At 71.2% G+C, this 25,942-nt stretch carries 24 protein-coding genes; 13 read left to right on the forward strand and 11 right to left on the reverse strand.

Annotated features, from left to right (window positions below):
- Positions 1-140 precede the first annotated feature (140 nt).
- Positions 141-3,239, forward strand: coding sequence for an NACHT domain-containing protein (locus ACWDY5_RS27485; protein ID WP_449725050.1), 3,099 nt, complete (start codon positions 141-143; stop codon positions 3,237-3,239).
- Between the two features lie 52 nt (positions 3,240-3,291).
- On the opposite strand, the gene ACWDY5_RS27490 is transcribed toward ACWDY5_RS27485, so the two are convergent.
- Positions 3,292-3,879: a flavodoxin family protein gene (locus tag ACWDY5_RS27490; protein WP_449725051.1), complete on the reverse strand. Its 588-nt coding sequence runs from the start codon at positions 3,877-3,879 to the stop codon at positions 3,292-3,294.
- Between the two features lie 78 nt (positions 3,880-3,957).
- On the opposite strand from ACWDY5_RS27490, the gene ACWDY5_RS27495 reads away from it, so the two are divergent.
- Positions 3,958-4,407: a MarR family winged helix-turn-helix transcriptional regulator gene (locus tag ACWDY5_RS27495; protein ID WP_449725052.1), complete on the forward strand. Its 450-nt coding sequence runs from the start codon at positions 3,958-3,960 to the stop codon at positions 4,405-4,407.
- Between the two features lie 9 nt (positions 4,408-4,416).
- On the forward strand, positions 4,417-4,986 hold the full coding sequence (gene mobA / locus ACWDY5_RS27500) for a molybdenum cofactor guanylyltransferase (protein WP_449725053.1): 570 nt from the start codon (positions 4,417-4,419) through the stop codon (positions 4,984-4,986).
- Here mobA and ACWDY5_RS27505 read toward each other — a convergent pair.
- On the reverse strand, positions 4,974-5,573 hold the full coding sequence (locus ACWDY5_RS27505) for a TetR/AcrR family transcriptional regulator (RefSeq protein ID WP_449725054.1): 600 nt from the start codon (positions 5,571-5,573) through the stop codon (positions 4,974-4,976). The genes mobA and ACWDY5_RS27505 overlap by 13 nt on opposite strands.
- An 89-nt stretch (positions 5,574-5,662) precedes the next feature.
- On the opposite strand from ACWDY5_RS27505, the gene ACWDY5_RS27510 reads away from it, so the two are divergent.
- The 5 genes from ACWDY5_RS27510 (at position 5,663) to ACWDY5_RS27530 (ending at position 10,265) form a co-directional block, all read left to right on the forward strand.
- A complete protein-coding gene (locus tag ACWDY5_RS27510; RefSeq protein WP_449725055.1) occupies positions 5,663-6,892 on the forward strand; it encodes a cytochrome P450 family protein in 1,230 nt (409 codons plus the stop codon).
- Between the two features lie 130 nt (positions 6,893-7,022).
- Positions 7,023-8,105 carry an AAA family ATPase gene (locus tag ACWDY5_RS27515; protein WP_449725056.1) on the forward strand — a complete coding sequence of 361 codons (1,083 nt, stop codon included), beginning with the start codon at positions 7,023-7,025 and terminating at the stop codon, positions 8,103-8,105.
- Positions 8,102-9,076, forward strand: coding sequence for a DUF58 domain-containing protein (locus ACWDY5_RS27520; RefSeq protein ID WP_449725057.1), 975 nt, complete (start codon positions 8,102-8,104; stop codon positions 9,074-9,076). Before ACWDY5_RS27515 ends, ACWDY5_RS27520 begins: the two co-directional genes overlap by 4 nt.
- Positions 9,076-10,047 (forward strand): VWA domain-containing protein, encoded by a 972-nt coding sequence (locus ACWDY5_RS27525; protein ID WP_449725058.1) that lies wholly within the window; start codon positions 9,076-9,078, stop codon positions 10,045-10,047. Before ACWDY5_RS27520 ends, ACWDY5_RS27525 begins: the two co-directional genes overlap by 1 nt.
- A gap of 32 nt (positions 10,048-10,079) precedes the next feature.
- A complete protein-coding gene (locus tag ACWDY5_RS27530; RefSeq protein ID WP_449725059.1) occupies positions 10,080-10,265 on the forward strand; it encodes a hypothetical protein in 186 nt (61 codons plus the stop codon).
- 37 nt (positions 10,266-10,302) lie between these two features.
- On the opposite strand, the gene ACWDY5_RS27535 is transcribed toward ACWDY5_RS27530, so the two are convergent.
- On the reverse strand, positions 10,303-11,508 hold the full coding sequence (locus ACWDY5_RS27535) for a cytochrome P450 (RefSeq protein ID WP_449725060.1): 1,206 nt from the start codon (positions 11,506-11,508) through the stop codon (positions 10,303-10,305).
- A gap of 311 nt (positions 11,509-11,819) precedes the next feature.
- On the opposite strand from ACWDY5_RS27535, the gene ACWDY5_RS27540 reads away from it, so the two are divergent.
- A complete protein-coding gene (locus ACWDY5_RS27540; protein WP_449725095.1) occupies positions 11,820-13,118 on the forward strand; it encodes a helix-turn-helix domain-containing protein in 1,299 nt (432 codons plus the stop codon).
- On the opposite strand, the gene ACWDY5_RS27545 is transcribed toward ACWDY5_RS27540, so the two are convergent.
- Positions 13,115-13,804, reverse strand: a complete 690-nt coding sequence (locus ACWDY5_RS27545) for a TetR/AcrR family transcriptional regulator (protein ID WP_449725061.1) — start codon at positions 13,802-13,804, stop codon at positions 13,115-13,117. The two genes, ACWDY5_RS27540 and ACWDY5_RS27545, sit on opposite strands and share 4 nt — an antisense overlap.
- 80 nt (positions 13,805-13,884) lie before the next feature.
- On the opposite strand from ACWDY5_RS27545, the gene ACWDY5_RS27550 reads away from it, so the two are divergent.
- On the forward strand, positions 13,885-14,841 hold the full coding sequence (locus ACWDY5_RS27550; protein ID WP_449725062.1) for a quinone oxidoreductase family protein: 957 nt from the start codon (positions 13,885-13,887) through the stop codon (positions 14,839-14,841).
- On the forward strand, positions 14,838-15,677 hold the full coding sequence (locus ACWDY5_RS27555) for an SDR family NAD(P)-dependent oxidoreductase (RefSeq protein WP_449725063.1): 840 nt from the start codon (positions 14,838-14,840) through the stop codon (positions 15,675-15,677). The genes ACWDY5_RS27550 and ACWDY5_RS27555 overlap by 4 nt, the downstream gene beginning before the upstream one ends.
- Positions 15,678-15,679: 2 nt before the next feature.
- Here the strand turns inward: ACWDY5_RS27555 and ACWDY5_RS27560 are convergent, their stop codons facing one another.
- The 7 genes from ACWDY5_RS27560 to ACWDY5_RS27590 all read right to left on the reverse strand — a co-directional run bounded on the left by ACWDY5_RS27560 (position 15,680) and on the right by ACWDY5_RS27590 (position 22,705).
- Positions 15,680-16,615, reverse strand: coding sequence for a TAXI family TRAP transporter solute-binding subunit (locus tag ACWDY5_RS27560; protein ID WP_449725064.1), 936 nt, complete (start codon positions 16,613-16,615; stop codon positions 15,680-15,682).
- Positions 16,612-18,015: a sensor histidine kinase gene (locus tag ACWDY5_RS27565; RefSeq protein WP_449725065.1), complete on the reverse strand. Its 1,404-nt coding sequence runs from the start codon at positions 18,013-18,015 to the stop codon at positions 16,612-16,614. Before ACWDY5_RS27565 ends, ACWDY5_RS27560 begins: the two co-directional genes overlap by 4 nt.
- Positions 18,015-18,680 carry a response regulator transcription factor gene (locus tag ACWDY5_RS27570; RefSeq protein WP_449725066.1) on the reverse strand — a complete coding sequence of 222 codons (666 nt, stop codon included), beginning with the start codon at positions 18,678-18,680 and terminating at the stop codon, positions 18,015-18,017. Before ACWDY5_RS27570 ends, ACWDY5_RS27565 begins: the two co-directional genes overlap by 1 nt.
- A 10-nt stretch (positions 18,681-18,690) precedes the next feature.
- Entirely contained in the window at positions 18,691-19,248 is a 558-nt protein-coding gene (locus ACWDY5_RS27575) for a DUF4333 domain-containing protein (RefSeq protein ID WP_449725067.1), read from the reverse strand.
- 14 nt (positions 19,249-19,262) lie between these two features.
- Positions 19,263-20,177, reverse strand: coding sequence for a hypothetical protein (locus ACWDY5_RS27580; protein ID WP_449725068.1), 915 nt, complete (start codon positions 20,175-20,177; stop codon positions 19,263-19,265).
- Between the two features lie 2 nt (positions 20,178-20,179).
- On the reverse strand, positions 20,180-21,226 hold the full coding sequence (locus ACWDY5_RS27585) for a trypsin-like serine peptidase (RefSeq protein ID WP_449725069.1): 1,047 nt from the start codon (positions 21,224-21,226) through the stop codon (positions 20,180-20,182).
- A 141-nt stretch (positions 21,227-21,367) separates the two neighbouring features.
- A complete protein-coding gene (locus ACWDY5_RS27590) occupies positions 21,368-22,705 on the reverse strand; it encodes an MFS transporter (protein ID WP_449725070.1) in 1,338 nt (445 codons plus the stop codon).
- A gap of 167 nt (positions 22,706-22,872) precedes the next feature.
- Between ACWDY5_RS27590 and asnB the strand changes: the two genes are divergently transcribed.
- Both asnB and ACWDY5_RS27600 read left to right on the forward strand, forming a co-directional pair.
- Positions 22,873-24,807, forward strand: coding sequence for an asparagine synthase (glutamine-hydrolyzing) (asnB, locus tag ACWDY5_RS27595; RefSeq protein WP_449725096.1), 1,935 nt, complete (start codon positions 22,873-22,875; stop codon positions 24,805-24,807).
- Between the two features lie 264 nt (positions 24,808-25,071).
- Positions 25,072-25,740 (forward strand): chitinase, encoded by a 669-nt coding sequence (locus tag ACWDY5_RS27600; protein WP_308202813.1) that lies wholly within the window; start codon positions 25,072-25,074, stop codon positions 25,738-25,740.
- The last annotated feature ends 202 nt before the right edge of the window (positions 25,741-25,942 follow it).

Genomic DNA, 25,942 nt, shown 5'->3' on the forward strand with positions numbered 1-25,942 from the left:
CAGGGCCTTCGGGTCGCGCGGATTTCCCGGCCTAGGCCGAACGGCGGATTTGTGCTGGTTACCGCTGACCCGACCGACCGGTCGTTCGACACTGTCCGCGGGATTCGGAACTGGGGGAGGCCGTCATCAGCGGGCTGGAAGTGCTCGACCTCGGCAAGATCATCGCCGAGAAGGCGGTGACCGCCTGGCTGCGCCGCCATCGGGCCCGCAGACAGCGCACCGCCACCCTCGCTGAGCTGGCCGCGGAGGAACTGGCCAGTCCGATCCAGCGCAACAAGCTGGACCGGCTGCTCGGCAACGTCGGCGGCCAGGTCGCCGAACGCCTGGAACTGGTGCTGGAGACCCGGTTCAGGTCCCTGCCGGCGCACGAGGTCGCCGCCGCCCTTGCCGGTGCGGGCGACGCACTGGCCGAGGTCGAGCTGAGCGACGAGCTGGTCTTCGCCACCGACGCCGACGGCGACAAGCTCGCCGCGCACGTCCGCTCGGTCTGCCCGCCGCCGGCCGGCCTTGCCGAAGCCGCGGGCCAGCTCTACGACATCGCGCTGGACCAGTCCTGCCGCTACCTGGCCCAGGTCATCCAGCACCTGCCCGCGCTGCCGCCGCGCGCGCTGGCCGAGACGCTGTCCCGGCTCACCGCGCAGACCGCCCAGCTGGACGAGCTGCTGGCCAGGGTCCCACGCTCCACCCTGCACGCGCCGCGCGGCACCGACCACGACGCCGAGTTCACCGCCGCCTACCTCCGGCACATCGAGTCCACATTGGACAGTGTGACGCTGCTCGGCCTGGCCGCCCACGAGCAGCCGAAGCTGGCGCTGAGCACGGCCTACCTGAGCCTGAGCGTGGCCAGCGTGCTGGACCGGCACAGCCGCGCCACCCGCCGCCGCCCCGACCGGCACTGGTTCGCCGAGACCGGGGACAGCGGCACCAGCAGCGGCCGGGTGGAGGCCGCACTCGGTGGCGCGGACCGCGCGTTCGTGCGCGGCGAAGCGGGGTCGGGCAAGACCACGCTGCTGCACTGGCTCGCCGTCACCGCGGCCCGTTCCGCCTTCACCGAGCAGCTCGCGGACTGGAACTCCTGCGTGCCCTTCGTGATCCGCCTGCGCGGCCACGCCACCGGCGACCTACCGCGTCCCGAGCAGTTTCTCCAGGACGCCTGGCCGGCGCGCTCGGCGGAGATGCCCGAACTGTGGACGCACCGCCGCCTGGACGAGGGCAGCGCGCTCCTGCTGGTCGACGGGGTGGACGAGGTGCCGCCGAACCGCCGCCCGCAGGTGCACGCCTGGCTGTCCGAACTGGCCCGCGAGTTCCCCAAGGCCCGCATGGTGGTCACCGCCCGCCCCGCCGCGGCCGAGGCGAAGTGGCTGGCCGCCGAGGGTTTCACCGCGGTCACCCTGGAACCGATGAACCGGGAGGACATCACCCGGTTCGTGGCCCGCTGGCACGAGGCCGCCCAGCGCGCGCACAGCCTGCCCGGCGACCCGGCCGAGCTGCCCGCGGCCCAGCGCCGCCTGCTCAACCAGCTCGCCAGCCGCCCGCACCTGCGGGTGCTGGCCGCGAACCCGTTGCTGTGCGCCATGTTGTGCGCGCTGAACCTGGACCAGGTCAGCGAACTGCCGCGCAACCGGATGGAGCTCTACCGCCGCGCGCTGGAGATGCTGCTGGAGACCAGGGACCTCAAGCGCGGCATCGCCGGCCTGCTGGACGTCAGCCGCAAGCGGGTCCTGTTGCGGGACATGGCCTGGCGGCTCACCGAGGCCAACCGGATCGAGCTGGACCGGGCCCGCGCGGAGGAGCACGTGGCCCGCAAGCTGCTCGCCATGCCCAACGTCACCGACCCCGCCGGGCAGATCCTGGACCACCTGCTGGAGCGCAGCGGGGTGCTGCGCGAACCGGTGCCGGGCAAGGTCGACTTCGTGCACCGCACCTTCCAGGAGTACCTGGCCGCCAGCGAGGCCACCGAGCAGGGCCGGATCGAGAAGCTGGTCTCCCAGGCGCACCTGGACGTCTGGTGGGAGACCATCGTGATGGCCTGCGGCCACGCCAAACGCACCCAGGCGGACACCCTGCTCACCGAGATCCTGGACCGCGCCGACACCGAACCCCGCCGCGCCCGCCACCTCCGCCTGCTCGCCGCCGCCTGCCTGGAAACGGTGGAGGAGCTGGACCCCGCGGTCCGCGCGCGGGTGGACACCCTGATCGAGACGCACCTGGTGCCCCCGCGCAGCGTCCGCGAGGCCGGTTCGCTGGCCGCCATCGGGCACCGGGTGCTGCGCTACTTCCCGTCCACTGTGGACGATCTGTCCGAGGCGTCGGCGGCGGCCACCGTGCGGGCGGCGGCCTTCACCGAGAACGAGGACGGGCTGCGGCTGCTGCGCGGGTACGCGGCCGACCCCCGGCCCAGGGTGCAGGAGGAGCTGGCCGCAGCCTGGCGCTACTTCGAACCCGCCCGCTACGCCGAGGAGGTGCTGGCCGGGGCCCCGTTGCGGGACGGGCACATCCGGGTGCGCGACGAGCACCTGCTGCCCCACCTCGACCGACTGGCCAACCTGCGCAGCCTGGAGGTTGACCTGATGCCCAGCGGCCTGGAGCCCTTGGACATCATCGCGGGCCTGCCCTGTCTCACCACGGTCCGGCTCGTCCTCTCGCACGAGACCATCGACCTGGGACCCCTGCTCGAACACCCGCTGCTGCACACGGTGGAGCTGTTCGCCGCCGAGGACTACCGGGGGACCGAGCTGCTGTCCCGGTTGCCCCACCTGGCCAACCTGGCCCTGTTCGGCTCCGTGCCCATGCCTGACCTCGGCTTCGTCCGGGAGCTGCCCGGCCTGCAGACCCTGTCCCTGGACCAGCTGGAGCGGATCGAGGACTATTCCCCGCTGGACGAGCTGACCTCGTTGTGGCGCTTGAACCTGTGGCGAGGAGCGACCCTGGGCACCACGTCCGGTCGGGCCTGGCCGAGCATTCGGCAGTTGCTGTTGTCCGAGACCGATGCCGAGGAGCCGCACCGGCTGCCGGACCTGATGCCCAACATACGGACACTGATCATCGACGGGCTCGCCGTCGAAAGGCTGGAGATGCTGGCAGGGTTGCCGTTGCGCAGCTTGGAGATCCGGAATCCTCAGAGGACGCTCGACCTGCGCGCGCTGGCCGGCCGGGAGCTCCGGCTGCGGCTGGACCGCGACGGCTCCTACCGCGGCCTGGACGAGCTGGGGCCCGGGGTGCGGATCAGCTACATCTGAGCCGTGTTGCCCGCTCTCCCCGTTGAGAGCGGGCAAACCCCCAGTCACCGGCTCACACCGAAGCGAAGAAGACCTTCGCGTTGTTCATCGCCTCGGTGTCGGCCAGCACGTCGTCCGGCTTGCTCCCGTTCCCGGTCAGCGCCCCCGCGAACTCCATCTTCAAGTACGCCGCCGACCGCCGGAGCTGGTCGATCAGCGCGTCCGCCTGGTGCGGCTCCTCGCTCAGCGCGGTGATCACCCAGAGCCGTTTGCCGGCCATCCGGCCCTTGAAACCGAGCTCCTCGATGTCGAACCAGTCGCTCCAGTAGTCGAGGTAGCGCTTGGTCGGGGTGGACACCGAGTACCAGTAGGTGGGCGAGGCGATCACGATGTCGGTGGCGGCCAGGGTCGCGTCCAGCAGCTGCCGCTCGGTGCCGATCGGGGCGGGATGCAGACGATTGCCGGGCGCATGGCGGCGGTCCACGTACTCCGGAAGGGGCAGCGCGGCCAGGTTGAGCCACTGTTGCTCGACGTTCGTAGGGAGATTTTCCGCTGCGTTACGTGCCAATGTCTCTGTGTTACCACCTTGGCGTGTGCTGCCGAGCAGAAACAGGAAAGAGCGCATGAGAAGGGACCTTTCTAGGGGATAGAGTAGATGCATGCACCTACATGTACTTCTGACCGGGATACTTGCACCGGAGGTAGGCTCCGGTCAAGGGGCGTGGTTGTGGGGTCGACAGTGACAGCGGAGAACACAGTGGCCGCGCGGGACGCGGTGGACGAACCGGCCTGGCGCAGGGTGATCACCCTGCACGGGCGGATCGAGCAGGAGCTGGCCAAGGCCCTGCAACGGCGGTTCGGGCTCGGGCTGACCGAGTACCGGGCGCTGAGCAGGCTGGCCGAGGTGGACGGGTGCAGCCTGCGCATGCAGGTGCTCGCCGACGCCATCGGGCTCAACCAGAGTTCGGTGTCCCGGCTGGTGGCGCGGCTGGAGGAGGCCGGGCTGACCGTGCGCGACCCCTGCGAGAACGACCGCAGGGGCGTGTACTCGATGCTCACCCCCGAGGGCAGGGAGCGGCAGGCCCTGGCCGAACCGGTCTACCGGGAGACGCTCAGCGCCGCGCTGGACAAGGCCGCCAACGATCCCGACCTGGCCGACGCGGTGGCCGCGCTGCGGGCGGCGAACTGAGCGGTGGACGTGCGCTTGACGGCCGTGGTGCTCGCCGGGGGAAGGGCGAGCCGGATGCGCGGCGTGGACAAACCGGGGCTGCTGCTCGGCGGGCGCAGCCTGCTCGAACACGCGCTGGCCGCCGTCGCGGCGGCGGAGCGGGTGGTCGTGGTCGGTCCACAACGGACGGTCAGCCGTCCGGTGTCCTGGACACGTGAGGTACCAGTCGGATCGGGGCCGCTCGCGGCACTGGGGGCCGGACTGGCGTCACTGTCCGAAGTAGACGGTCTGGTGGCGGTGCTGGCCGCCGACCAGCCGGGTGTCACCGCCGCCACGGTGTCCCGCCTGTGTGCGGCACTGTCCGAAGTGGACGGTGTGGACGGCGCGGTGCTGGTGGCCGACGGGCGGAAGCAGTGGCTGACCGGAGTGTGGCGGCTGGCCGCGTTGCGTGCGGCGATGCCGGCCGAGCTGGCCGATGCGCCGCTGCGCGCGGTGTTCGGCGGTCTGCACGTCGTCGAGGTGCCCGCGGTGGTGCGGGAGGGGCGCGACGTGGACACGCCTGAGGATCTGGCCGCCTGGCGGGCGGCTCACCCGGGCTGAGGCGGTGGCGCGCTGGCCAGCATGGCCCCGTAGGCGCGCTCGATCAGCTTCGAGGGATCGTAGGCCTGGCCCAGGGTCCAGGGCATCAGCATGCTCAGCTGCAAGCCGCGCAGGAAGATCCCGATCAGGTCCAGGGTCTCCCGGTCATCCGGCAGTGCCTGGAGCCGGTGGTTGATCCCCATCTGTTTGGTGACCAGCTCGTTGAGCTCGTGCAGGGTCGGCCGCAGGCCCGGTCGCCGGATCGCCTCCAGGTTCAGCTCCAGCATGGCCAGGTTGAAGATCCGGCCCTCCTCCTCCAGTCCGGTCAGCATCAGGCTGATCGCCTCGGAGGCCTCGATCGGTGTGGCCATCTTCTCCGGGAAGCCCTCGATGGTGCTGATGATCTCCCAGTGCCGCTCGGCCACCCGGTGCGCCACCGCCGACCACAGCGCGTCCCTGGTGCGGAAGTAGTTCGAGGTCGTGCCGGTCGGCACCCCGGCCTCCTTGTCCACCGTCCGGTGGGTCAGGCCGTGGCCGCCCTCGCGGGCCAGCACGTCGATCGCGGCGTCCGCGAGGTGCTTCTTGCGCTGCTCGTTCTGGGGTGGCACCCGCACAGTCTGCCCCACCCGCGCACCGCCGACAGATTCACTGCTACGGTAGTACTACGTTCGTAGTGAACGTGCGCTGAGGAGGGGAAATGTCGACCAAGCAGGACCAGACCGAGCACATCGCGGAGGCCCTGGCGGCCCTGGGGCCGGCGGTCGCGGAGATCACCGAGCCGCAGCCGCCCAAGCTGCTCTGGGAGCTCGGCGGCCGGCAGCACTGGGCGGTCAGCAGGCACGCCGACGCGGTCGCGGTGCTGGCCGCGCCGCAGACCACCGTGCGCATCCACCAGCCGGAGATCTCGGCGGAGTCGCCGGCGGGGGAGATCGGCGAGGCGCTGATGGCCATCGGCGCGCTGGTGGGCGGCTCGATGCTGCACCTGGACCCGCCGGAGCACACCCGGCAGCGCAAGCTCGTGGTGCGCGCCTTCAGCGCCCGCCGGGTGGACGCGCTGCGACCGCGGATCGAGCAGATCACCGCCGAGCTGCTGGACCGGCTGGCCGAGCGCACCGAGCCGGTCGAGCTGATCGAGGAGTTCGCCTTCCAGCTGCCCATCACGGTGATCTGCGAGCTGCTCGGCACCCCGGTCGAGGACCGCGCGCTGTTCCGGGACTGGTCGCACGCGATGACCGCGCTGTTCGCCGACCTCGCCCAGGCGCCGGTGCACATCCCGAAGCTGCTGGAGATGGGGGAGTACCTGCGCGAGCTGATGGTCCGCAAGCGCGGCGACGCGACCGCGGCGGACCTGCTCGGCGACCTGGCCGCGGTGGAGGTCGACGGCCAGGCGCTCACCGACGCGGAGATGGTCGCGATGGCCGCGCTGCTGATCTTCGCCGGGCACGAGACCACCACCCACCTGATCTCGCTGGGCATGCGCGCCCTGCTCACCCACCCCGACCAGCTCCAGCTGCTGCGCGAGCGCCCCGAGCTGCTCAACCCGGCCATGGACGAGCTGCTGCGCTTCGACGGCCCGATCAACCCCGGCCTCAACCGGGCGCTCACCGAGGACCTGCGGCTGGGTGACACCGTGATCCCGGCGGGCAGCGCGGTGTTCATCGCGGTGCCGGTGGCCAACCGGGACCCCGAGCTGTTCACCGACCCGGACCGGCTGGACGTCACCAGGGACGCGGGCAAGCACCTCGGCTTCGGCCACGGCATCCACTTCTGCCTCGGCGCGCGGCTGGCCAGGCTGGAGGGCGAGGTGGCCATCGGCACCCTGATCCGGCGCTTCCCGGAGATCAGGCTCGCAGTGCCGCCGGCGGAGCTCAAGCTGCGGGTCAGCGGCATGCGCGCACTGGCCGAGCTGCCCGTCCAGCTCAACTGAGTGATCTTCACCCCGTCGCTGCGCTCGCCCAGGTCTTTCACAGGGGTCATACCCAACGCGGGGTTTGCTGTGTACCGGCACAAGTGGGGTATGTGCCGGTACACAGTTCTTCGTTCTAGGAGGTTCGCCAGTGACCGAGCCCGGGTACGCCGAGGGCGCGGCCGCGACCACGCCCGCGCGCGACGCACAGCTGCTCGAGCGCACCGTGTTCGAGGTCAAGCGCGTCATCGTCGGCCAGGACCGGTTGGTCGAGCGCATGCTGGTGGGCCTGCTGGCCAAGGGACACCTGCTGCTGGAGGGCGTGCCCGGCGTGGCCAAGACCCTCGCGGTGGAGACCTTCGCCAAGGTCGTCGGCGGCTCCTTCTCCCGCCTGCAGTTCACCCCCGACCTGGTGCCCGCCGACATCCTCGGCACCCGCATCTACCGGCAGGGCACCGAGAGCTTCGACGTGGAGCTGGGCCCGGTGGTGGCCAACTTCGTGCTCGCCGACGAGATCAACCGCGCGCCCGCGAAGGTGCAGTCGGCGATGCTGGAGGTGATGGCCGAGCGGCACGTCTCCATCGGCGGCCAGACCTTCCCGATGCCCAGCCCGTTCCTGGTGCTGGCCACCCAGAACCCGATCGAGAACGAGGGCGTCTACCCGCTGCCGGAGGCGCAGCGCGACCGCTTCCTGTTCAAGATCATCGTCGAGTACCCGACCGCCGAGGAAGAGCGCGAGATCGTCTACCGGATGGGCGTGACCCCGCCGGAGCCGTCCCAGGTGCTCAGCCCGGAGGAGCTGTCCCGGCTGCAGGGCGTGGCCAGCAAGGTCTTCGTGCACCACGCGCTGGTCGACTACGTGGTCCGCCTGGTGCTGGCCACCCGCGCGCCCGCCGAGCACGGCCTGGGCGACGTGGCCGGCTGGATCGCCTACGGCGCCTCCCCGCGCGCCACCCTGGGCATCGTGGCCGGCGCCCGCGCGCTGGCCCTGGTCCGCGGCCGCGACTACGTGCTGCCGCAGGACGTGGTGGACGTGGTGCCGGACGTGCTGCGGCACCGCCTGGTCCTCTCCTACGACGCGCTGGCCGACGGCGTGCCTATGGACCACCTGGTCTCCAGGGTGCTGCAGACCGTGCCGCTGCCCCAGGTCTCCGCGCGCCCGCAGCTGCCGCAGCCGCAGCACGCGCCGCAGGCGCCCATCGTCCCGCAGGCCGCGCCGGTCCAGCGCCCGTGACCGGCACGCCCAGCCCCGACACCCCCGACGCCGGGCCGGTGCGCGCCACCCGGCCGTCCTGGGCCCCGCCAGCGCTGGACGAGTCCCGCCTGGACGTGGCGCTGCGCACCCTGGAGCTGACCGTCAAGCGCAGGCTGGACGGGCTGTTGCAGGGCAACCACCTCGGCCTGGTGCCCGGTCCCGGCACCGAGCCCGGTGAGGCGCGGCCGTACCAGCCGGGCGACGACGTGCGCCGGATGGACTGGGCGGTCACCGCGCGCACCACCGTGCCGCACATCAGGGAGACGGTGGCCGACCGCGAGCTGGAGACCTGGGTCGTGGTCGACCTCTCGCCCAGCCTGGACTTCGGCACCGCCGCCTGCGAGAAGCGGGAGCTGGCGGTGGCCGCGGTGTCCGCGGTGACCCACCTGACCGGGGGCGGCGGCAACCGGATCGGCGCGATCGTCTCCACCGGCGAGCACACCGAACGCGTGCCCGCCCGCGGTGGCCTGGCGCACGGCAGCGGGCTGCTGCGCCGGATCGCGCAGACCAAACGCGCCCCCGACGGCACCCGCGGCGATCTGGCGCTGGCCCTGGAACAGCTGCGCCGCCCGCCCCGGCGGCGCGGCCTGGCCGTGGTGATCTCCGACTTCCTCGGCCCGCTGACCTGGGAGCGCCCGCTGCGCGCGCTCTCGGCCCGGCACGACCTGCTGGCCATCGAGGTGCTCGACCCGCGAGACGTGGAGCTGCCCGACGTGGGAACCGTCGTCCTGTCCGACCCGGAGACCGGCAAACAGCGCGAGGTGCACACCACCCCGTTGCTGCGCAAGGAGTTCGGCGCCGCGGCAGCCGCGCACCGGGAGCAGGTGGCCACTGTGCTGCGCGGCGCGGGCACCGGTCACCTGGTGCTGCGCACCGACTCCGACTGGGTGGCCGACACGGTCCGTTTTGTGGTCGCCCGCAAGCGCCGCTGGTCGGGAGGGGTGGCCTGATGTTCGGGCTCAGCCTGCGCGGGTTCACCGCGCCGTGGTGGTTCCTGCTCGCGATCGCGGTCGCCGTGCTGGTCGTGGTGTACCTGCTGGTGCAGCGCAGGCGGCGGCGCTACGTCATGCGCTTCACCAACCTGGAGCTGCTGGAGAAGGTCATCCCCAAGCGGCAGAACTGGGTCCGGCACGTGCCGCCCGCGCTGCTCGGGGTCGCGCTGCTGCTGCTCACCATCGCGCTGACCGGGCCGACCTCCGAGCAGCGGGTGCCGCGTAACCGGGCCACCGTGATGCTGGTGATCGACGTGTCGCTGTCCATGCAGGCCACCGACATCACGCCGAACCGGCTGGACGCGGCGAAGAAGTCCGCGAAGTCCTTCACCGACGGCCTGACCAAGGGCGTCAACCTGGGCCTGATCTCCTTCGCCGGTTCCGCGGTGGTGCTGGTCTCGCCCACGGTGGACCGCAAACCGGTGGCCGAGGCCATCGACACGCTCAAGCTCGGCCCGGCCACCGCCACCGGTGACGCGCTGAACGCGGCCATGGCCACCATCGAGTCCTTCGGCAAGCTGCTCACCGGCGCCGACGGCCCGCCCCCCTCGCGCATCGTGCTGATGACCGACGGGAAGAAGACGGTGGGCGCCGACCCGGTCGAGGTCGCGCAGCGGGCCGGGAAGGCCAAGATCCCGGTCTCCGCGATCGCCTTCGGCACCGACTACGGCACCATCGAGAGCGAAGGCCGCACCACCCAGGTCCCGGCCGACGTGGAGACCATGAAGGAGATCGCCGAGGCCTCCGGCGGCGACTTCCACCGCGCGGACTCCGCCGAACAGCTGCAGAAGGTCTACGACACCCTGGGCGAGCAGATCGGCTACGAGACCAAGGAAGACGACGCCAGCCGCCCGTGGCTGATGCTCGGCACCCTGGCCCTGATCATCGCCGCGGGCACCTCGCTGCTGATCGGCCAGCGCCTGCCCTGAGCCACCGCTCGCCACGGCCGGTCTCCCCGGCCGTGGCGAGGTGGCCGCACCAGGCCACGGGCAGGACCTGCGGGCCGCGCACCAGGGTCCGCGACTTCCAGGTCACCGGACCGGCCAGGCGCAGGCCCGGCAGCTCGCGCGGCAGTGCGCCCGTGCGCGAAGCCCAGGTGCTGGATGTTCTTCGCGAGCGTGGCGGCGACGCCGGGGCCGGACAGTGATCGGGAGCGCCGACTTCCCGGCCCCGGCGTGCCTGGCTCACCAGGCGATCGGCATGGTCCTGGGTCCGCGCACGATCATCCGGTTCTTCCAGGTGATGTCCCCGGCCAGGTGCAGCCCCGGCAGCCGGGCCAGCAGCACCCGCAGCGCCTCCTGCAGCTCCATCCTGGCCAGCATCGCGCCCAGGCAGTGGTGCACGCCGTGCCCGAAGCCCAGGTGCTGGATGTTCGTCCTGGTCACGTCGAGCACGCCGGGCTCGGTGAACTTCAGCGCGTCCCGGTTGGCCGAGCCCACCGACACCAGCACCGGCTCACCCGCCCTCACCAGCACCTCGCCCACGTGCACGTCCTCGGTGGCGTAGCGGGGGAAGCTGGCGCCGACGCCCAGTGGCACGAACCGCAGTAGCTCCTCCACCGCGTTCGGGATCAGCTCCGGCTCGGCCTGCAGCTTCTTCAGCTGGTCCGGGTGCTCCAGCAGCATCCACAGGAAGTTCGGGATCTGGGTCGCGGTGGTCTCGTGCCCGGCGACCAGGATGCCCACGCACAGGTCGACCAGCTCCAGCTCGGTCAGCCGGTCGCCCACGTCGCGCGCCTCGATCAGCGCGGTCATCAGGTCGTCCTGCGGCCGCTCGCGGTGCTCGGCGATCAGCCCGGCCATGTAGCCGCGCAGGTCCTCCTGGTTCTGCTCCATCTCCTGCGGGGTCAGCCCCGAGGTGGACAGCGCGGCGTCGCTCCACACCCGGAACTGCGGCCGGTCCTCCGGCGGCACGCCCAGCAGCTCGCAGATCACCACCACCGGGATGGGCAGCGCGTACTCCTCCACCAGGTCGGCAGGCGGGCCCTTCTCGACCAGCCCGGCGACCAGGTCCTCGGCCAGCTGGGCCACCCTGGGTCGCAGCGCCTCGACCCGGCGCATGGTGAAGCCCTTGGCGGCCAGGGTGCGCAGCCGGGTGTGGTCCGGCGGGTCCATGCCCAGGATGCCGCCGGGCCGGACCACGGGCACCGACCGGGGCGCGTCCCTGGTCTCGGCCATGGCGCGGCTGAACCGCTTGTCGCCCAGCACAAAACGGGCGTCGGCGTAGCGGGTGGCCAGCCAGGCGGGCTCGCCGTAGGGCAGCCGCACGCGCAGCATGCCGGGGGTGTTGCGGATCTGTTCGTAGAGGTCGGACAGGCCGAGGCCCTCGGCTTCGTTGAACGGGTACGGGATCGGGTCCAGATCCGTGGCGGCGGCAGGTGTGGTGGTCATGTACGAGCTCCCGACGTGGCTTTGTAAGCACTCGCTTACAAAGTTAGGCCGGTGTGGGTGAGCCGTCAATGCGCGATCGGGTGGAGTCGGTTCCCGCCGCCTGGCTCTGGTGGCGGCGGGCACGAAGAGGCAGAATTTTTGCCCTATTTCCCCCGGTTTACGCCGAACGGGTGGGTGGGCAAGTGGTCTATACCGCTACTCTCGGTACTAGCCCGATGTGAGCCACGCCATGGGTAGGGGGCCCTATGAGCGGTGCAGAGGATCGCGATCCACCAATCCCATCCTCGACCTGGGATGAACCGGAGATGCGCATGGCGCTGGTGCGCCGTGACATCTCACGCGTTTACCAGCTGTTGCGCCGTCTCGGCATCACTCAGAAGCGTATTGCCGCCCGGACCGGACAGTCGCAGTCCGAGGTCTCCGAGATCACCAAGGGCCGTCAGGTGATGGCCTATGACGTGCTCGCCCGTATAGGTGATGGCTTAGGCATTCCGCGTGGTTACATGGGGATGGGTTACTCACCTGGAGTAGCCGCGGATGGGCCATCCGGCGGGAGGGAGGACGAGGACGTGCAACGCCGCAGGTTCCTCGCCGCCGCCGCGAGCGCTGTCGTCGGTGCGACGCTGGACTTCGGCTGGGGGCAGCTGGGGCCGTTGCGCGATGTGGCCAGCCCGACCCCCGTGCCGGGGCGGCTGGGACTGGAGGACGTACGGCGGATCGAGGCTGCGACGGGGGCGTTGAAGGCCCTGGACTACCAGCAGGGCGGGGGGTCGGTCCGAGACGCGGCGATCGCGCATGTCTCCTGGTGCAGACGATTGCTCTCCGCGGACTGCACGGAGGCCGTGCGCGAGCGGCTGCTCAGCGCGGTGGCCGGCGCGCACCGCTTCGCCGGCTGGACCTCCTTCGACGTCGGCCTGGCCGACGCCGCCCGCTACCACTACGTGCAGGCCGTCGAGCTGGCCAAACAGGCCGATGACCACGGGCTGATGTGCAGCGTGCTCTACGCCGCGGCCCGGATCGAGCTGCACAACGGCGCGGTCAACGACGCGCTGAAGCTGTTCCAGCTCGGCGAGATCCCGGCCGCCGACGCCGCCGACGCGCACGCGGGCGCGGTGCTCGCGGCCAACCAGGCCTGGGCCTACGGCCGCCTCAACCGGCCCGGCCTGGCGGCCTCGGCGATGGCCCGCGCCCGCCGGGACTTCGCCCGCGCCCAGGAGTACGGCGAACCGGAACGGCCCAGCTGGGCCGCCTTCTTCACCGCCGCGGACCTGGCCGCCAGCGAGGGCATGATGCACCTGGAGATGCGCGACGGCGACCCGTTCCGGGCCATCCCGCTGTTCGAGCACTCCATCGGCCTGCGCACCGAGCTGACCGCTCGCAGCCAGACCTTCGAGCGGATCGCCCTGGCCACCGGGTATCTGCGCGCGGGGGACCACCGACTTGGCGTGCCCGCGGCGGTCGCCGCGGTCTCCGCCGCCGAACAGCTCCAGTCCCGCCGGGTGCTGGACCGGCTCACTCCGTTGAAGGAGGAGGCGGCCCGCCGCCGGGACCCGGACTGCCAGCAGCTGGTGCACGAGATCACCTCAGTGCAGTCGCAGTACGCGGCTTAGGGCGCGCCTGGCCCGGCCTCCCGCTGGGCCAGGACCCGCTCCAGTCCGGTGATCAGCAGGTCCAGCCCGAACTCGTACTGGGCGTCGCCGTTGCTGCGGTTGAGCTCCGGCACCAGGTCCACCAGGGTCGGATACCTGTTGTGGGACAACGAGTCCATCGTCTCGCGCAGCTGGCGGCGGCCCTCCCGGTCGGCCAGCTGACGGCTCAGCTGCACCTCCCAGGCGGCCACCCCGAGCACGTGGTTGAACAGGGTCAGGTAGGCCCGCGTGGCGGAGTCGCGGTCGAAGCCGGCCGCGCGCAGCACGCTGAGCAGCGCCTCCACCGCGTGCGGCACCTCGTGCCCGGCCAGCGGGCGCGCGGTGAACAGCTGCACCAGGCACGGGTGGGCCAGCATCATGCCGCGGATGCCCCGGCAGGTCAGCCGGACCCGCTCCTGCCAGGTGTCCCCGCCCAGCTGGATCGGGTGCTGGGCCATCGCGTGGTCGCGCACGGCGTCCAGCAGCTCGTCCCGGCCGCGGAAGTAGGTGTAGAGGGCCATCGGGCCGACGCCGAGCCGCTTGGCCAGCCCGCGCATGCCGAAGGAGTCGACGCCCCCGGCGTCCATCAGTTCCAGTGCGGTGCGCACGATCAGCTCGGGGTTGAGCGTGTTGCGGGGCGCCCGCTTGCGCTGGAGCTGTTCGGTCATGGTTGCCTCCTCCTTACTGTACAGCGTACTGTACGGCGTAAGTTAGAAGTCGGCACTGGGGCAGGCAGAGGGAGCGGCACGTGCGCGCGGTACAGATCACCGAGTTCGGCGGACCCGAGGTCATGACCCTGGTCGAGCTGCCGGACCCGGTCGCTGCGGAGGGGCAGGTGCTGGTCGAGGTCGACCGCGCAGGCGTCAACTACGGCGACACCCACAACGTGGAGAACTCCTACCTCGCCCCGGCGAAGCTGCCGCTGATCCCCGGCGGCGAGGTCATCGGCCGCTCCGCGGACGGGCGCAGGGTGATCGCGCTGATCGACTCCGGCGGCTACGCCAGCAAGGTCGTCGCCGCGCCGGAGCGCCTGTTCGAGGTGCCGGAGGACATCTCGCACGGCGACGCGCTGGCGCTGATCTGCCAGGGCACCACCGCCTGGCACATCCTCAAGACCTCGGCCCGGATCCAGCCCGGCGAGTCCGTGGTGGTGCACGCCGCCGCCGGTGGTGTCGGCTCCCTGGCCGTGCAGCTGGCCAAGGTCTTCGGCGCGGGCACCGTGATCGCCACCGCCTCCACCGAGGACAAGCGCAAGCTGGCCCTGGACCTCGGCGCGGACGTCGCGGTCGACGGCGACCCCGACGGCCTGGCCGAGCGGCTGCGGGAAGCCAACGGCGGCAAGCGGATCGACGTGGTCCTGGAGATGGTCGGCGGGCCCGTCTTCGACGCCTCGCTGAGCGTGCTGGCCCCCTTCGGCCGGATCGTGGCCTACGGCAGCGCGGGCCGGGTGCAGCCCACCCCGGTGCTGCCCGCCAAGCTGATGCGCGGCTCGCTGTCCATCGTCGGCTTCTGGCTGATCGACTGCCTGCGCAACCCGGCCGAGCTGGTCCAGGCCCCCTTCGACGAGATGGTCGAGCTGGTGCGGGAAGGCAAGCTGCGCCCGCAGATCGGCGGCGAGTACCCGATGTCGGCCGCCCGCACCGCGCACGAGGACCTGCGCGCCCGCCGCACCGTCGGCAAGCTCGTCCTGGACCCGGCCCAGTGACCGCGCTGCGGGAGCTCACCGGCAAGGTCGCCGTCATCACCGGCGCGGCCGGTGGCATCGGCACCGCGCTGGCGCACACCTTCGCCGCCCAGGGCGCTCAGCTCGTTCTGTCCGATGTGGACGGTGATGCGCTGGATGCCCTGGTGGAGTCCTTCGGGGACAAGGCCATCGGCGTCCGGGCCGACGTGGCCAAGGCCGAGGACCTGGAAGCCCTCGCCGAGCGGACCTACGCGGAGTTCGGCGCCGCGCACGTCCTGTGCAACAACGCGGGCATCGGCACCTCCAACCTGTTCTGGCGGATCAGCCTGGCGGAGTGGAAGCGCGCGATCGAGGTCAACCTGTGGGGCGTCATCCACGGCATGCACGCCTTCCTGCCCAGGATGATGCGCCAGGACCAGGGCCACATCGTCAACACCGCGTCCATGAGCGGCCTGCTGGCCGGCATGGGCACCAGCGCCTACGCCGCGACCAAGCACGCGGTGGTCGGCCTGACCGAGACGGTGCAGCACGAGCTGGTGCTCACCGGCTCCCCGCTGCGCACCTCGGTGCTGTGCCCGGCCTGGACCCGCTCCAACATCGCCGCCAGCACCCCGCCCGCAGTGGGGGAGGGGCCGGAGGCGGAGCTGATGGCCAAGTCCAGCGAGGCGATCAGCGCCGCGGTGCAGAATGGCAAGCCCGCGTCCGAGGTCGCCGAGGCGGTGCTGGACGCGGTGCGGGAACAGCGGTTCTGGGTGCTCACCCACCCGGAGTTCTCGCCAGTGGTGACCGACCGGTTCGCCAGGGCGGTCACCGGCGCGGACCCGGTGGTGCCGCCGGCGATCCCGAAGCAACGCTGAACTCAGCCGTGCAGCTCGCGGTACACCGCCGCGGCCCCCGGATGCAGGGGGATCGCGGCGGTGCTGATCAACGTCCGCTGGTCCAGGAACTGGATGCCCAGCGCCTCCTGCGGGATCAGCCGGTCCGCCCTGGTGAGCAGCACCCTGGTCACCGCAGCCGCCACCTCGGCAGGCAGATCTTCCTGGCACACCACCAGGTTCGCCACCCCGATGGTCGGCACCGCCCGGGGCGCGCGGTACACCCCGCTGGGCACCGACACCTGCTCGTACACCGGGCCGTGCGCCGCACGCAGCGCGGGCAGCACATCTTCCAGCGGTAGCAGGCGGATCGGAGTGCGGATGTCCAGCTGTTCCAAGGCAGGTGTGGGCACGCCGCCGGACCAGACCAGGGCGTCCACCGAGCCCTCGGCCAGCGCCGAGGCCGCCTCGGCCAGGCGCAGCTGCGGGCCGGGGGTCAGGCCCAGCCGGGCGGTGATCCGCTGGGCGAGCAGGGCCGCGCCGGAACCCGGTGCGCCCATGGCGATCCGGCGGCCGGCCAGGTCGGCCATCCGGCGGGCCGGGCTGGCGGCCGGGACCGCGACCTGGAGGTAGTTCTCATAGATCCGGCCCAGCGCGCGCAGCGACACCCGCTCGGTGAACGGGCTGGTGCCGGTGGCGGCGGCCTCGCAGGCATCGGCGTGCGCCAGCGCCAGGTCGACCTGCCCCGCGCCGAGCTGGCGCAGGTTGTCCACGCTGGCCTGGGTCTGGGCCGGGGTGCAGCGCAGGTTCGGTGTCGCCGCCGAGACCTCGACGGCCAGCCGGGTGGCGAAGGCCAGGTACGGGCCGCCGGGCTCGCCCGCGCCGATGGACAGCGGCCGGGGCGGACCGGTGTAGTCGGCGGCGGTGCAGGCCGCGACGGCCAGCGGGACGAGCAGAAAGGCACGGCGGGACAGGCTCATCCGGCCGCCCTGGGGAGTCCGATGTGGACGGACAGGCCGTGCGGTTCGGCCCGGTGCAGGGTCAGCTTGCCGCCGTGCGCGGTGAGCAGCTGTTCGGCGATGGCCAGGCCCAGCCCGCTGCCCCGGCTGCCGCGGTGCTCCTGGGACCGCCAGAACCGTTCGGTGGCCAGCGCCAGCTCGGCGGCGGAGAGGCCGGGGCCGGTGTCGGTGACGGTCAGCCGCAGCATTTCGGGCTCGGCCAGCAGGCGCAGGGTGACCGTGGCGCCGGACCCGGCGTACTTGATCGCGTTGTCCAGCACCACATCCAGCACCTGGGCCAGCTCCTCGGCCGGGAACGCGGCCAGCACCGGGGTGGCCGGGGCAGCACCGACCCGCAGGGTGATCCCGGCGGCATCGGCCGCGGCCGACCAGGCATCCCTGCGGTCGGCCAGCACCAGCAGCGGCTCGCAGTCGGCCGCGGGCTCCTCCGGGGTCGCGGGGGCGCGCAGCTCAGCGGCCCGGTTCTCCGCGCTGGCCAGGGTGAGCAGCCCGTCCAGCAACGACTCCAGCCGGTCCACCTCGCCGAGCACCGACTGGTAGGAGCGTTGCGCGGGCTCGGCCACCGAGGGGCCGAGCGCGTCCACCCGCAGCCGCAGCGCGGTCATCGGGTTGCGCAGCTGGTGGGAGGCCTCGGCGACCAGGCGGCGCTGCCGTTCGGCGGCGTCGGAGACCGCGTCGGACATCTGGTTGAAGGCCGCGGCCACCGTGCGCAGCTCACTGGGCCCGTGCACCGCGACCTGGGCGTGCGGCTCCCCGGAGGCGACCGCGCGCACCCCGCGTTCCAGCTCCCGCAACGGCCGCAGCACCCAGCGGGAGACCCCCAGCGCCAGTGCGGCGCAGGCGATCGCGGCGGCCAGCGCGCCCAGCAGCACCACCACCCAGCGGCGCGCGATGTCCCCGGCCGCCGCGGTCACCGAGGCGCGCAGCACCACCGCGCCGGTGACCCGGATGCCGGTGCCGACCGGCCGGGCCAGCAGCACCGGCTCCGCCGACCACGGCGTCAACGAGTCCACTGTGGACGCTCGCTCGTTGCGCAGCGCGCCGTCGACCAGGCGAACCACCGCCGGGTCGGCCGGGCGCAGGTCGCCGGTGGCCACCAGGGACTGCCGCCGGGTGTCCACCACCAGCACCGCCTCGCCGTAGAGCTCGCCGTAGCGGCGGACCTCCGCGGTCAGCGTGCCCAGGTCGGCGGTGGCGTTGGCGGTGTCGGCCAGCGCGGCGAAGCGGTCCAGGTCCGCGGTGCGGGAGAGCAGCAGCTGCTGGGTGCGCTCGGCCGCGGTGCTCATCAGCAGCGGCCAGGCGAAGGCGGCCACCGCGAGCACCGCGAAGGCCAGCAGCGCCGCCAGCAGCCGCCCGCGCACTACAGCTCCAGCCGGTAGCCGAAGCCGCGGATGGTGCTGATCAGGTTGGGGCGGCCCAGCTTCGCCCGCAGCTGCGCGATGTGCACGTCCAGCGACCGGGAGATCGCCAGGTAGGCGTCACCCCACAGCTCGTCCATCAGCTGCTGGCGGCTCACCGCCGCGCCCGCGCGCCGGGCCAGCGCGGCCAGCAGGTCGAACTCCTTGGCGGTCAACGAGACCAGCTCGCCGCCCACCTCGACCCGGCGGCCGGCCAGGTCGATGCGCACGTCGCCGGCGGTGATCTCCCCGGGCGGATCGGCCGCGCCGGCGCGGTGCGCGGCACGGCGGGTGACCACGTCCATCCGGGCCAGCAGCTCGGCCAGCCGGACCGGTTTGACCAGGTAGTCGTCGGCCCCCAGGCGCAGCCCGCGCACGACGGAGCGTTCGTCGCCGCGGGCGGTCAGCACCATCACCGGCACCGAGGAGACCCGGCGCAGCTTGTGCAGCACCTCCAGGCCGTCGCCGTCGGGCAGGCCCAGGTCCAGCAGCACCAGGTCCGCCTCGCGGTGGCCGGTGAGGGCGTCCGCGCCGTGCCGGACCCGGCGCGGCTGGTGGCCGTGCGCGGTGAGGACTTCGACGAGGGCCTCGGCGACCCCGTCGTCGTCCTCCACCAGCAGCACCTTCATGTGTGGCAGCCTATTTGGGCTGGCCGACCTCGTACTCACCGGAGTCGTTGGTCACCTTCACCGGCACCTGCCGCTGCTTGCCGTCGATGCTGGCCGTGCAGGTGAAGGTGTTGCCCGCCTTGATCGCGGGCTGGTTCGGGCAGGTCACCCCGGTGACCTTGGCGATGCCGAAGTTCTCGGTCAGCACCTTCTGCACGCCCTGCTGCACCGCCTTGGTGTCGAGCACCTTGCTGGTGAACACGCCCAGCACGGCCAGCACGCCGAAGACCACGCCGATCAGCACCAGGCCGATGATCCCGTACAGCAGCGGCTTCTTCATGCCGCCATCGGACTTCTTCGGCTGCTGTGGCGGCCCGCCGTAGGGCGCGGAGCCGTACGGCGCGCCGCCGGGACCACCGGGGCCCTGCGGCTGCGGGTAGCCGGGCGGCGGGGTGGGCGCGCCCTGCTGCGGATAGCCCGGCTGCGGGGCGGGCTGGCCGCCCCACTGCGGCTGCTGGGGCTGCTGGTACGGGTTCGGCTGCTGCGGCTGGCCCCACTGCGGCTGCTGCGGCTGGTACGGGTTGTTCATCTCTGACCTCGGTTCTACAGCGCGGCGAGCCGGTTGAAGAAATCCTTGCGGGCGTTCACATCGGGCAGATCGGTGCGGTCCAGCGGCGAGGGCTCCGGCGGGAAGTCCTTCGCGGTGGCCTTGCCGAGGATCTCGTAGCCCACCTGGATCTCGATCTTCGGGCCGCCCTTGTCCACGATCCCGTTGATCTCGATCTTCTTCAGCAGGCCCTGCGGGTCCAGCACCACCGTGGTGCGCAGGAAGGACTCCAGCATCGGCGGCGTCATCTGCTTCTTGTAGTCCTCCGGGAAGCTCAGCACCCGAGCGTCCACAAAGGACTTCAGGGTGACCCCGGTGAGCAGCTCCGCGCTGCCGTCGGCCTGCTGCCGGTACTCCTTGACCAGCCCAGCGGGCGAGGACTTCTGCGTGGCCTTCATCGCGTCCTGCATGGCGCACACCGTCTGCACGCCGGTCAGCAGGCACACGTTGAAGCCGTCCTTGGGCGTGAAGGTCGGGAACCGCACCCACGGCGTGGTGGCCAGCGACCGGAACCGCTCACCCAGCAGCAGGTAGTCCCACTCCGAGCCGCTCGGGTGGTACTGGTCCAGGTTGTCCTTCATCTCCTTGCTGGTGCGGGACTTGGTGAAGATCGCGGGCGGCTCCGGCTTGCCCTTGTCCGCCGCCTGGTAGCGGAAGATGTCGATCTCCTTGTCCGTCTTCTTCTCGTTGAACCGCCCGTGCCAGTACACAGTGGACTTCTCGTCCCTCGGCTTGACCAGCTCCTGGTCCAGCTTCTTGAACGCGCCGTCGAACTGACTGGCCATGTAGGCGCTCACCGCCTGCTGGTCGGCCAGCGCGAGACCGGGGGAGGCGCTGCTGCACCCGGACGCGGTCACCGCCAGCACCAGGGCACAGGCCACGCCGGTGGCCCGCCCGCTTCGCCGGTTCATCCTCATGCTCCCGAGTCCGCCTGCTTGTAGAGGTTGTGCGCCACCTGGCCGAGCACCGCGCCGGAAAGCGTCCTGGCGTTGCCCACCGAGGACACCGACACCACGATCCCCGCGCCACGCCCCGGGTCGAACCGGGTGAACCACGGCCCGCCCGAACAGCCCGGCGTCATCACGCAGTTGATGGTGTAGTCGCCGAAGGGCCCCTTGACCCAGTTCGGCGAGGAGCAGTACCGCATCACCTTGCCGTCGAAGGGCGGCGCGGTCGGGTAGCCGATCGCGGTCAACCCCTCGGCCATCACGCCGAAGGCCATGCCCTGCGCGCCCAGCGCGTCCTGGATCTTCTGCCCGTTCAGCGGCCGCATCCGCAGGAAGGCGATGTCGTAGGCCCAGCCCTCGCCGGAGGTGCCCCGGTCGGTGCTCTCCGCCTTGGTCATGAACTCGCGGGTGGTGTAGATCGACTCCGCCGCCCACTTGCCGTGCGGGGCCTGACCGGCCCGGTCGCCCGGCACGAACATCACGTTGTCGGCCCACATCTTCTCGCCCTGGGTCTCCCAGATGCAGTGGCCCGCGGTGGCCACCAGGCTCTTCGACGGCGAGCTGACCACCGACGCGGAGCACACATACGGCTTTCCGCCGAAGGTGTAGTAGAGCCGCCCGACCGTGGTCTCGCTCAGCCCGGCCCGCGACCACGCGTCACCGCGCGGATTGGTTCCGTTGGAGTCCGGTTTCACCTGACCGATGACCCCGTCGCTGGGCTGGATCACCACCTGGGCGCCCGGGTTCTCCTTCGGCACATCGCTGCCGCCCTCGCTGGGCCCCGGCTGCTTGGGCCGGGCGTCCTTGAGCCGGTCGCTGTTCCAGTAGTCGTTGACCTGCTGCGGGGTCGAGGAGAAGGTCTTGCGCAGCTCCGAGGTCGGGCCGCCCTTGATCTCATCCGCGATGTTGCGGGTGGAGGGCCCAGCCTTCGGCTGCCCAGGTGAGACCTGGACGCAGGCGGTGAGCGCGGCGGCGGTGCACAACACCGCCACGACGGCACTCAGATGTCGCATCGTCAATACCCCAGATGGCCGTGAAACGCGGATACCGCGGGCAGATTAGCCCGATCGGAGCCACCGCACCCGGGGAAGTGGCGAAAAGCCCGCCGGGTGGGCGACAGACGCCACCCGGCGGGCTCGGCCTCGTCCCGTTGATCAGCGGAAAGAGCCCTCTTCCAGCCGCGAGGACTTCGAGGTCTCCCGCATGCTGCCGTAGACGACCAGCGAGACCAGCACGCAGCCGGCCACGTAGTAGAAGTACACCGACTCCATCCCGGCCTGCTTGAGCCAGAGCGCCACGAACTCCGAGGACCCGCCGAAGATGGCCACGGTCAGCGCGTACGGCAGGCCAACGCCCAGGGCGCGGATGTTGGTCGGGAACAGCTCGGCCTTCACGATCGCGTTGATCGAGGTGTAGCCGGTGACGATGACCAGCCCGGCCAGCATCAGGAAGAACGCGCCCACCGGCGAGTTCGTGCCGGCCAGCGCGGTCAGCAGCGGGACCGTGCCCAGGGTGCCGCAGACGCCGAAGAACAGCAGCAGCGGCCGCCGCCCGATCCGGTCGGAGAGCTTGCCGGCCAGCGGCTGGATCACCACGAAGACGACCAGGGCCAGGAAGTTGATCCAGGCCGCGTTCTGCTTGCTGATCCCGCTGGTGTTGACCATGAACTTCTGGAGGTAGGTGGTGTAGGTGTAGAAGGCCACCGTGCCGCCCAGGGTCAGGCCCACCACCAGCAGGCACTCCTTGGGGTGCTGGAGCAGGGCGCGCAGGGTGCCGCGCTGCGGGGCCTTGCCGTCCTCGGACTGCGCGACCTTCTTGAAGCTCTCCGACTCGTCCATGCTGCGCCGCAGCCACATCACCACGACCGCGCCCGCCGCGCCGATGACGAAGGCGATCCGCCAGCCCCAGGAGTGCATCTGCTCGTCGGTGAGCACCTGCTGCAACACGATCTGCACGCCCAGCGCGAGCAGCTGGCCCGCGGTCAGCGTGACGTACTGGAAGCTGGAGTAGAAGCCGCGCTTGCCGGGCGAGGCCACCTCGGAGAGGTAGGTCGCCGAGGTCGCGTACTCACCGCCCACCGACAGGCCCTGCAACAGCCGCGCGGCCACCAGCAGCGCGGGCGCGGCCAGGCCGATCGTGGTGTAGGACGGGGTGATCGCGATGATCAGCGAGCCCACGGCCATCAGCGTCACCGACAGGGTCAGTGCGGCCCGGCGGCCGTACCGGTCGGCGTAGCGGCCCAGCATCCAGCCGCCCAGCGGGCGCATCAGGAAGCCGACCGCGAACACCGCCGCGGTGTTCAGCAGCTCGGCGGTGGGATCGTTCTTCGGGAAGAACGAGCTGGCGAAGTAGATGCTGAACGCCGTGTAGGCGTACCAGTCGTACCACTCGATCAGGTTGCCGATGGAGCCGCGCAGCACGTTGGCCACGACCCGCCGCTCACCCTGCTTGCCCCCGTCGCGGGGCGCGTCCTCGCTGACGCCTACCGACATGTGAGTCCTCCTTGAGACCCCTGTCACGGTGGGTGGCGGCACCGTGATCGGCAAGCGGAGGCTGGCAGAACTTACCTCTCCTTGAGGTAACCCGTTGGCGAACACCCGGCGCGCGCCCGGGATACTCGAACCACCGGCCCGACGACGACTTTGAGGTGAGCAGCGACGTGTGTGGAGTGCTGGGACTGATCTGCGCCACTCCCGCGGCGGCGGCGAACGCGCGCGGCGCGGTCGCGGCGGCCATGCGCTGCCAGCGGCACCGCGGTCCCGACGAGCACGACACCTGGCAGGGCGCCGAGGTCGTCTACGGCTTCAACCGCCTGGCCTTCATCGACCTGGAGCACTCGCACCAGCCGCTGGTCTGGGGCCCGCCGGAGAACCCGGCCCGGTACACGCTGAACTTCAACGGCGAGATCTACAACTACCGCGAGCTGCGCCAGGAGCTGACCGCCCGCTTCGGCACCCGCTTCAACACCCAGGGTGACGGCGAGTCCATCGTGGCCGGTTACCACCACCTCGGCCCGGCCATCCTGCCCAAGCTGCGCGGCATGTTCGCCTTCATGATCTGGGACAACCAGGAACGGATCGTCTTCGGCGCGCGCGACCAGTTCGGCATCAAACCGCTCTACTACTCCGCGGGCCCCGGCGGCATCGCCTTCGCCAGCGAGAAGAAGAGCCTGCTGGAGCTCTCCGGCGTGCTCGGCGTGGCCGAGGAGCTCGACCGCACCGCGCTCCAGCACTACCTGGTGCTGCAGTACGTGCCCGAACCCGAGTCGCTGCACGCGGGCATCCGGCGGATCGAGTCCGGCACCGCCTTCCGGGTCCGGCCCGGCGGGCAGCTGGAGACCGCCCGCTACTTCAACCCGGCCTTCACCGCCCAGCCGGTGCGCGGCGAGGCCGAGGCCGAGGCGCTGTACCAGCGGATCGCCGACGTCATGCGCGACTCGGTGGGCAAGCACATGATCTCCGACCCCGAGGTCACCGTCGGCGCCTTCCTCTCCGGCGGCATCGACTCCACCGCCACCGCCACCCTGGCCAAACAGTTCAACCCCAACCTGATCGCCTTCACCGCCGGGTTCGAGCGGGAGGGCTACTCCGAGGTCGACGTGGCCGCCGAGACCGCGGCCGCGATCGGGGTCAAGCACGTGGTCCGCACCGTCTCGGCCAGGGAGATGATGCAGGCGATGCCGCTGATCATCTGGTACCTGGACGACCCGGTGGCCGACCCGGCGCTGGTGCCGCTGTGGTTCATCGCCCGCGAGGCCCGCAAACACGTCAAGGCGGTGCTCTCCGGCGAGGGCGCGGACGAGCTCTTCGGCGGCTACACCGTCTACGGCGAACCGCTGTCGCTGGCCCCGTTCGAGAAGATGCCCGGCGGCGTGCGCAAGGTGCTGGGCAAGGTCTCCACCAAGATCCCCGAGGGCGTGCGCGGCAAGGACCTGCTCCGCCGCGGCTCGCTCACCCTGGAGGAGCGCTACTACGGCAACGCGCGCAACTTCCGGGACGCCCAGCTGCGCGCGGTGCTGCGGCACTACGACGAGCGGATCGGCTTCCAGGACGTCACCGCGCCCTGGTACGAGATCTCCCGCGGCTGGGACCCGGTGGCCCGGATGCAGCACATCGACCTCTACACCTGGCTGCGCGGCGACATCCTGACCAAGGCCGACAAGGTCACCATGGCCAACTCCCTGGAACTGCGGGTGCCGTTCCTGGACATGGAGGTCTTCAAGGTCGCCTCCAGCATCCCGCTGGACCAGAAGCTGGCGGGCGGCACCACCAAGTACGCGCTGCGCCAGGCCCTCGCCAAGATCATCCCGCCGCACGTGCTCAACCGGCGCAAGCTCGGCTTCCCGGTGCCGATCCGGCACTGGCTCAAGGACGAGATGCACGACTGGGCCTGGGGCATCATCGCCGACTCCAAGACCGAGGACCTGCTCGACAAGAAGGCGGTGTTCCAGCTGCTCGCCGAGCACAAGGCCGGGCAGCAGGACCGCAGCCGCCAGCTCTGGGCGGTGCTGATGTTCATGATCTGGCACGGCATCTTCATCGAACACCGGATCAAGGTCGAGGTGCCGGAATCGGTCTACCCGGTCCGGCTCTGACCGGCCGACCGGGTGGTCCAGACCAACTACCTACTTAAGTCACTTCCATCACACCACCCGACTGTGGCGAAATGGGTCGCGCAGTCGAGCTGAACCTGCCGCCACCGCCGCCCGGAAGTGGTTTTCAGGGCCACCCCTGCGCTTTGCCCTTCCGTGGTGCCGGTGAAGTCCTGCTGCGAATTCGCGGGTCCCTGCCCGCGCATTTCCCTGTGCAGCGAGGAGTGTGTGATGAAACGTCGTCTGCTCGGAATGCTGGTCGCGCTGATGGCCGCGGCCGGGTTCGCCGCCGTGGTGCCGGCCGCCGCGGCGCCCACCGCGTTCATGATCAGCGAAGCCCAGTTCAACCAGATGTTCCCCGGCCGCAACGGCTTCTACAGCTACGCCGGCCTGCGCAACGCCGCCCAAACGTTTGGGGCCTTCGCCAACCAGGGCAGCGCCACCGTGCAGAAGCAGGAGCTGGCCGCCTTCCTGGCCAACGTCAGCCACGAGACCGGCGGCCTGCGCCACGTGGTGGAGCAGAACACCGCCAACTACCCGCACTACTGCGACCGGAGCCAGCCCTACGGCTGTCCCGCCGGGCAGGCCGCCTACTACGGCCGCGGCCCGATCCAGCTGAGCTGGAACTTCAACTACAAGGCCGCCGGCGACTACCTCCGGGTCAACCTGCTGGGCAACCCCTGGCTGGTGCAGAACGACGCGACCATCTCCTGGCGCACCGCGATCTGGTACTGGATGACCCAGAACGGCCCCGGCTCGATGACCCCGCACAACGCGATGGTGAACAGCCGCGGCTTCGGCGAGACCATCCGCAGCATCAACGGCTCGCTGGAATGCAATGGCAAGAATCCGGGACAGGTGCAGAGCCGGGTCAGCAACTACCAGCGTTTCACCGGGATCATCGGTGTCGCGCCGGGCGGGAACTTGTACTGCTGAGGTAATTCATTGCTCCATTCGGGGGTGCGGCCGGAATAGGTCGCACCCCCGTTTTCCCGGTTCCGCGTGACCCCTTCCGCCGGGCACCGGGGTGCGAGGCGGCGAGGGGCCTGCCAGATCTGCCGGTTGCGCGTCTTCGATGCCTTTTCCAGCAGGTCCGGGGCGACCGACTAGCCTGACGCCGTCCGCATCCCGCGAGTCA

The sequence above is a fragment of the Crossiella sp. NPDC003009 genome (assembly GCF_053591555.1).

What these genes read in the sequence shown, in the direction of transcription:
- ACWDY5_RS27490 (WP_449725051.1), bottom strand. Translation starts at nt 3,879, where the DNA reads ATGCATCTACTCTATCCCCTAGAAAGGTCCCTTCTCATGCGCTCTTTC.
- ACWDY5_RS27510 (WP_449725055.1), top strand. Translation starts at nt 5,663, where the DNA reads ATGTCGACCAAGCAGGACCAGACCGAGCACATCGCGGAGGCCCTGGCG.
- ACWDY5_RS27525 (WP_449725058.1), top strand. Translation starts at nt 9,076, where the DNA reads ATGTTCGGGCTCAGCCTGCGCGGGTTCACCGCGCCGTGGTGGTTCCTG.
- ACWDY5_RS27535 (WP_449725060.1), bottom strand. Translation starts at nt 11,508, where the DNA reads ATGACCACCACACCTGCCGCCGCCACGGATCTGGACCCGATCCCGTAC.
- ACWDY5_RS27540 (WP_449725095.1), top strand. Translation starts at nt 11,820, where the DNA reads ATGGCGCTGGTGCGCCGTGACATCTCACGCGTTTACCAGCTGTTGCGC.
- ACWDY5_RS27545 (WP_449725061.1), bottom strand. Translation starts at nt 13,804, where the DNA reads ATGACCGAACAGCTCCAGCGCAAGCGGGCGCCCCGCAACACGCTCAAC.
- ACWDY5_RS27560 (WP_449725064.1), bottom strand. Translation starts at nt 16,615, where the DNA reads ATGAGCCTGTCCCGCCGTGCCTTTCTGCTCGTCCCGCTGGCCGTCGCG.
- ACWDY5_RS27570 (WP_449725066.1), bottom strand. Translation starts at nt 18,680, where the DNA reads ATGAAGGTGCTGCTGGTGGAGGACGACGACGGGGTCGCCGAGGCCCTC.
- ACWDY5_RS27575 (WP_449725067.1), bottom strand. Translation starts at nt 19,248, where the DNA reads ATGAACAACCCGTACCAGCCGCAGCAGCCGCAGTGGGGCCAGCCGCAG.
- ACWDY5_RS27580 (WP_449725068.1), bottom strand. Translation starts at nt 20,177, where the DNA reads ATGAACCGGCGAAGCGGGCGGGCCACCGGCGTGGCCTGTGCCCTGGTG.
- ACWDY5_RS27585 (WP_449725069.1), bottom strand. Translation starts at nt 21,226, where the DNA reads ATGCGACATCTGAGTGCCGTCGTGGCGGTGTTGTGCACCGCCGCCGCG.
- ACWDY5_RS27590 (WP_449725070.1), bottom strand. Translation starts at nt 22,705, where the DNA reads ATGTCGGTAGGCGTCAGCGAGGACGCGCCCCGCGACGGGGGCAAGCAG.
- ACWDY5_RS27600 (WP_308202813.1), top strand. Translation starts at nt 25,072, where the DNA reads ATGGCCGCGGCCGGGTTCGCCGCCGTGGTGCCGGCCGCCGCGGCGCCC.